The organism is Nitrospirota bacterium (assembly GCA_016207905.1).
Classification (GTDB): domain Bacteria; phylum Nitrospirota; class Thermodesulfovibrionia; order Thermodesulfovibrionales; family JdFR-86; genus JACQZC01.
On sequence record JACQZC010000072.1, the window covers coordinates 21,970 to 27,987 of the forward strand.

The window sequence follows — 6,018 nt, forward strand, 5'->3', positions numbered from 1 at the left end:
GATGGGTATGACTAAAAACATAATTGTCCTTATCTTTGCAATTAGCTTTATATTCCTGTGTTCTGGATACTCATTGGCAGAAAAAGATACCCTTCTCATAGGGCTTCTTCCTGAGGAGAATGTCTTCAGGTATGTGGAAAGGCATAAACCACTTGAGTCGTATCTTTCGGAGAAATTAGGCATTAAAGTGAAGTTTACAATCCTCCAGAGATATGCCGATATTATCGATATGTTTACGAAAAGGGAGATGGATGGTGCATTCTTTGGCGTGTTTACATCGGTTTTAGCCAAGAAAAAATTAGGGGTTCAGCCTTTGGCAAGGCAGGTAAATATAGACGGAAGCACGACTTCTAAGGGATATATCTTTGCCAGAAAAGACAGCGGAATAACCACACTTAAGGACATGAAGGACAAGAGGATTGCCTTCGTTGACAAGGCAACCGCAACAGGCTATGTATTTGCAATTGCATTCCTAAGGGAAAATGGCATAACGGACATTGATAAATTCTTTAGCGGGCTGGACTTCACAGGAAGTCATGATTCCACGGTATATGCGGTTTTGGATAAAAGGGCTGACATCGGAGTTGTCAAAAGCAGGATATTCGATAGGCTTTCGGCAAAAGACCCTCTGATAAAGGAAGAGACTTTTATTATAGCGAAATCCACTGACTTGCCTGATATGACCCTTTGCCTCAGAAAAGATATTGCCCCTGAGATAAAGGAAAAGATAGAGAATACGCTCTTAAATATGCATGAAGACCCAAAGGGAAGAGAGGTTCTTAAAAAGTTGGGCGCAATAAGATTTATCTTAGCCACTGAAGCAGATTTCAAGCCTGTCATAAACCTTATAAAGAAGGCAGGAATAAATTTGGAGAGCTATAAATACAGATGAGAAACAAAATCATATTTTCACTGTTGGTACTGTTTTTACTTTTCTTTTTAGGTGCTGGCATTACAATGCTTTATATCTATAAAACTACTTCTGACCTACAGTCTGTGATAAACATGCACAGGGTGGAGATAATAAGGCAGGATGTGGTTATAAGTGCTCAGACCGTGCAGAGCCATCTTTATACAATCGGGACACCATTTGACCCTGGACTGGACATTATAGTGGACAATGTCTTAGCTCTTGAGGATTCTACGAGAAGCTGTCTTGGATGCCATCATACAAAGGAGATGACCGATAAACTCAAGGGGCTTGTTAATGATATGGAGGGCTTTCAGGATGCAGTTAGTTCCCTGATAACCACATCTGCCAATCCCGAGAGGCTTGAAAGGCTAAGAACCATTTCAATTGCCATGGGAAGTAATTTTGTAACGAAGTTTCAGGAGATGGCTGTTATAGCAGGTCAAAAACTCAACAACAAGACCGAAGATGCACTGCGGGTAATAAACAATTCAAGGATAATCCTTATATTGACCCTTATACTTTCCTTCTTCATTGCCCTTGCAATTGCCATAACCATGACAAGACAGATTACAGAGCCGATATACGAGCTTGTGAATGCCACAAGAAAGATTAAATCAGGAGACCTGGGCTATGCGACATCCTACAAGGGCAAAGGAGAATTTGGAGAGCTTATTGCCTCTTTCAATGATATGAGCAAGTCCCTCATGGAAAACAACCAGACCATAATGCACAACCTGCACAACCTCTCGAACCTTTACAGCGTAACACTGACATTTCATGCCATAACGAATGAGGCAGATATCTACAGGGAGCTATCTTATGGCGTGGCAGAGCTTATCGGAGCAGAGCAATGCGGCATTATGTTGCTTGAGGGGGATAATTTCATTCACATGTCACCTGCCGTAGGGTTAAACGACGATGAGCTAAAGTCCCTTACGGTTTCGAGGGAATCCCTTATGAGGCTTTATGGACCAACCCAGAAAAGGGCATTCATGCTGAACGACAATATCGAGGCATCGCCCACCTCCGAAACGGACGGAAGGCTCGGTGTCAGAAATCTAATGTTTGTATGGGTTAGACATAAAGGAGAGGTAATGGGGGCTATCAGAATCGCAAATAAAATAGAAGGAGGCTTCTCCGAGGAAGATATTCGGCTTCTTGCAATCTTAGCAAACAATGTCTCTGTTGCAATAGAGAATGCAAGGCTCTACGAGAGTTTGAGGAGTCAGATGCAGGAGCTTAAAAAAACGCAGGAGGACCTTGTACAGGCCGCAAAACTTGCCGCTATAGGAGAGCTTGCATCCAATGTTGCCCACGAGATAAATAACCCACTCACAAGCATCCTCGGATATGCAGAACTGCTAAGGGAAGAATCCGACCTTTCAGGTGTATTAAGGGATATAGAGATTATCGAGAAGGAATCCCTGAGGGCAAGGGATATCGTTCATCAGCTTCTTGAGTTTTCAAGAAAAAGGGCTCTTTCCATGGAGATGGTAAAGATAAACAGCATACTAAAAGATGTAATAGGGCTTGTCTCTATCCAGCTAAAGGATACTAAAATAAAAATCATGGAAAGCTATGGAGATATACCGTTAATCGAAGGCGATGCAAACCAGTTAAAGCAGGTATTCCTTAATATTATAAACAATGCTATTTTTGCCCTGCAGGATGAAGGTGTTTTAGAAATATCCACATACTCAAAACAAGACAATATCTATATAACGATATCCGATACAGGCAAGGGCATTCCAAAAGAGATAATGTCGAGGCTATTTGAGCCTTTCTTTACCACGAAAAAAGAAAAAGGCACAGGACTTGGGCTTTCGATAAGCTATAAGATAGTTCAGAGTCATAATGGAAGGATAGAGGTAGAAAGCGAAGAGAACAAGGGAAGTAAATTCACGGTTATATTGCCTGAAGCAGATATTATGGTTAAAAAGGCAGTGTCAGAGATAGAACCTTCTTAAAAGTCTTTCTGTGTATAAGGCATGGTCCATGAATCTGAATCATCCGTATATGTTCTTTTGTGCAATAACCCTTGTGCCTGTCAAAGCCATATTCCGGGTAGATATTATGGTAATAATACATACACCTGTCCCTTACAACCTTTGCGATTATCGATGCCGCGGCTATATGTGCGCTCTTTGATTCGCCTTTGATGGGAGTAATCTGTTTTATGTCAACTTTAGGAATCCTAACTGCATCTATCAGAAGTAAGTCGGGCTTTATACCGAGGTCTTTGACTGCAATCTCCATAGATAGCCTCACTGCTCTTAGTATATTAAGCCTGTCTATGACATCCACATCGCATATGCCGACACCTACGGCATTCGAGTAAGCTAAAATCTCAAAGAAAAGGGTTTCCCTTTCCTTTTCAGGCACGAGCTTTGAGTCCCTGAGTCCGGGGAACCTTTTACCTTGAGGTAGAATGACTGCGGCTGAAACCACAGGTCCTGCGATTGGCCCTCTTCCTGCCTCATCGATGCCTGCTATTGTTTTAATACCATTTTCTTGTTTCTGGAAATCGTCATATTGATAGATGTCCATGAGGCACTCAAACCTTTATTCGTTAGAGGCAGTGCCTCCTACTTTGGCTCTCTGCTCCTTTAGCTTTGATGCCTTTCCCTTCTTTTCTCTGAGGTAGTAGAGCTTTGCCCGTCTCACACTGCCTTTTTTTATGACCTCAACCCTGTCTATTGATGGCGAATGAAGGGGAAATATCCTCTCGACACCTATACCAAAAGAGATTTTTCTGACCATAAAAGTCTCTCTAATGCCACCGCCTTTCTTAGCTATGACAGCTCCTTCAAAGGGTTGAAGTCTCTCTTTGTCTCCTTCGATGACCTTAGTGAAGACCTTGATAGTATCACCCACATTAAACAGGGGCAGGTCTCGAATGTATCCCTCCTCGACTACTTTAGTTATATCCATTTTCCTCCTCCTTTATCTCGGAAATCAGCCTGTAGTCCTCATCCGATAAGTTTGCCTTGACTATAAGGTCAGGCCTTTTCCTAAGTGTTCTTCTTAGTGCTGATTTCCGTCTCCAGCGTTCAATCTGCTTGTGATTGCCTGTAAGCAGGACATCAGGCACTTTTAGCCCTTTCCATTCAGAAGGCCTTGTGTAGTGGGGGTAATCTAAAATTCCCCACATAAAGGACTCGGCCTTCAGGGAATCCTCATCTCCTAAAACACCCGGTATCAGACGGACAATAGCATCTACTATAACCAGAGCAGGCAGTTCTCCGCCTGTCAGAACATAATCTCCAATGGAGAGATCATCATCGCAAAGACTCTCCCTTACTCTTTCGTCAATGCCCTCGTATCTACCTGCTATAAGGAGCACTCGCCTTTGTTCTTTTGAAAGCGACACTGCCTCTTGCTCTGTGAAGAGCCTTCCCTGAGGGCTGAGCATCACTGTCAGGGTCTCTCTGCCATCTGCTTTTACATGGCTTATGGCATCTGACAGGGGCTCGGGCTTTATTACCATGCCCGGGCCTCCGCCATAAGGGTAGTCATCTACTGTCCTGTGTTTGTCCCTCGCAAAGTCACGGAGACTAAAGATGTTTATCTTTATAATCCCCTTGTGAATCGCTCTTCCAATAATACTCTCCTTCAAGTACGAATTGAAAATTTCAGGAAAGAGCGTAATAACTGCAAGGTCCACACATTTCCTATTCGCTGGTACTCGGAATCCCTATTCGAGGATTTCAAGAACGCATCTTTTGCCCAACTTTGTGCCTGATGCGCTCAAAATAGTTCTCATTGCACGGGCAGTCTTGCCCTGCTTGCCTATTACCTTTCCAAGGTCATTTGTGGATACCCTGAGTTCATAGACCGTTGTCCTTTCGCCTTCAACCTCAGATACATTGACTTCCTCGGGCTTGTCAACCAGAGCTTTTGCCATCATCTCAACCAATACCTTCATTTAACCACCTCCGAATGAATTTAGGCCGCCTTGAGGCCAGCCTTCTCAAAAAGTTTTTTAACTCTCTCTGTGGGTTGTGCACCATTTTTTAACCAGCGATTTGCCTTTTCAAGGTTTATCTTTATTTCAGATGGTTTTTGCATCGGACTGTATGTTCCGATTATGTCTATAAAAGGGCCGTCCCTCCTTGCCCCTGATTCTGCAACAACCACCCTGTAAAACGGTTTTTTATGAGCACCTAACCTTGTAAGTCTTATCTTTACCAATTACTCACCTCCTTGTTATTTTACTATATTCTAAGTATTAAATTCATTCAGTAACTATGTTTTTTGTTCATGGACACATCCATTCTTGTTTCTGCCAACCCTCAAGATGGTCATAACCCCAATATCCATTAGTCCAAAATCCATTATACCAATATCCCCATCCCACATCGTGATAATGACATGGAACAGTATCACTACCACAGGGTAGAACTAATCCTGAAAAACAAAAAATACATGCCCCTTCAGTGTGATGGCTCCTTTCGTGCCATTCAAACCTATACCGATACTTACCTATATAGGTGTAAACAAACCAATAGCTTTCCATCTCACCGCAGGAAACTTCAGGATTATAGCATGATTCAATGGGATACCACACCCCCGAACTCGTTACCCTTACATCCTGTGTGTCGGATGTCCCACACTTAGAACAAGTTGCAGTTACAATTAACGACCCACAGGCAGTTGACCCCGCAGTAAGCACTCCATCCTGTGTTATACTCCCCCCTGTGCCTGAAACAGACCACTCCACAGTGCCAATACATCCAGTAACCTTATAATCATTACTTTGATTCCTCAGCATTGTGTCTTTTGCTTGGGTTCCATCCTCGTTTACTATGGTAATGGCAGGCTCACAGCCAAATAACACCTTCTTTCCTGTTATAGCATCCTGCTCATTTCCTATACTGCCTTTGAATACGAGGATGTATTCTCCCTCGGTCTTGGGCTCTGGTGTAGAGGGTGGCTGAAATGAAACACTCTCGCTTCCATATGCGGGAATATTAAGAGTCCAATTGGCTATCGTGTGTCTTTCATTGGTCGTCATAATACAGTTCAAATGTTCCAGCCATTGGCTCGGATGTGAGGTTTTTGATTATATACCAGCCTGGGTTAGGAGCACGCTTCATATCAATCTC

Annotated in this window: 8 protein-coding genes; 2 read left to right on the forward strand and 6 right to left on the reverse strand. The window is 43.0% G+C overall.

The genetic code is table 11. The features are described 5' to 3' along the window. The first annotated feature begins 7 nt into the window (after positions 1–7). Together HY805_09040 and HY805_09045 are read left to right on the forward strand one after the other, a co-directional pair. The gene (locus HY805_09040) at positions 8–892 is read left to right on the forward strand and encodes a phosphate/phosphite/phosphonate ABC transporter substrate-binding protein (protein ID MBI4824355.1); all 885 of its coding nucleotides are present in this window, start codon (positions 8–10) and stop codon (positions 890–892) included. Then, complete coding sequence (locus HY805_09045) at positions 889–2,880, forward strand: HAMP domain-containing protein (protein MBI4824356.1); 1,992 nt, start codon at positions 889–891, stop codon at positions 2,878–2,880. The genes HY805_09040 and HY805_09045 overlap by 4 nt, the downstream gene beginning before the upstream one ends. Here the strand turns inward: HY805_09045 and HY805_09050 are convergent. From HY805_09050 to HY805_09075, 6 genes are all read right to left on the reverse strand, one after another. Next, positions 2,846–3,460 (reverse strand): ribonuclease HII, encoded by a 615-nt coding sequence (locus tag HY805_09050; GenBank protein ID MBI4824357.1) that lies wholly within the window; start codon positions 3,458–3,460, stop codon positions 2,846–2,848. The two genes, HY805_09045 and HY805_09050, sit on opposite strands and share 35 nt — an antisense overlap. Before the next feature lie 15 nt (positions 3,461–3,475). Further along, positions 3,476–3,844, reverse strand: coding sequence for a 50S ribosomal protein L19 (rplS, locus tag HY805_09055; GenBank protein ID MBI4824358.1), 369 nt, complete (start codon positions 3,842–3,844; stop codon positions 3,476–3,478). Further along, complete coding sequence (gene trmD / locus HY805_09060) at positions 3,831–4,577, reverse strand: tRNA (guanosine(37)-N1)-methyltransferase TrmD (GenBank protein MBI4824359.1); 747 nt, start codon at positions 4,575–4,577, stop codon at positions 3,831–3,833. Before trmD ends, rplS begins: the two co-directional genes overlap by 14 nt. 30 nt (positions 4,578–4,607) lie before the next feature. After that, positions 4,608–4,838, reverse strand: a complete 231-nt coding sequence (locus HY805_09065) for a KH domain-containing protein (protein MBI4824360.1) — start codon at positions 4,836–4,838, stop codon at positions 4,608–4,610. Between the two features lie 20 nt (positions 4,839–4,858). Continuing rightward, on the reverse strand, positions 4,859–5,104 hold the full coding sequence (gene rpsP / locus HY805_09070; GenBank protein ID MBI4824361.1) for a 30S ribosomal protein S16: 246 nt from the start codon (positions 5,102–5,104) through the stop codon (positions 4,859–4,861). Between the two features lie 67 nt (positions 5,105–5,171). Beyond that, entirely contained in the window at positions 5,172–5,939 is a 768-nt protein-coding gene (locus HY805_09075) for a hypothetical protein (GenBank protein MBI4824362.1), read from the reverse strand. Positions 5,940–6,018: the final 79 nt, after the last annotated feature.

Bases quoted from the DNA above. Each gene is read 5' to 3' on its own strand.
- HY805_09065 (MBI4824360.1), bottom strand. From the start codon at position 4,838: ATGAAGGTATTGGTTGAGATGATGGCAAAAGCTCTGGTTGACAAGCCC.
- rplS (MBI4824358.1), bottom strand. From the start codon at position 3,844: ATGGATATAACTAAAGTAGTCGAGGAGGGATACATTCGAGACCTGCCC.
- HY805_09040 (MBI4824355.1), top strand. From the start codon at position 8: ATGACTAAAAACATAATTGTCCTTATCTTTGCAATTAGCTTTATATTC.
- HY805_09050 (MBI4824357.1), bottom strand. From the start codon at position 3,460: ATGGACATCTATCAATATGACGATTTCCAGAAACAAGAAAATGGTATT.
- HY805_09045 (MBI4824356.1), top strand. From the start codon at position 889: ATGAGAAACAAAATCATATTTTCACTGTTGGTACTGTTTTTACTTTTC.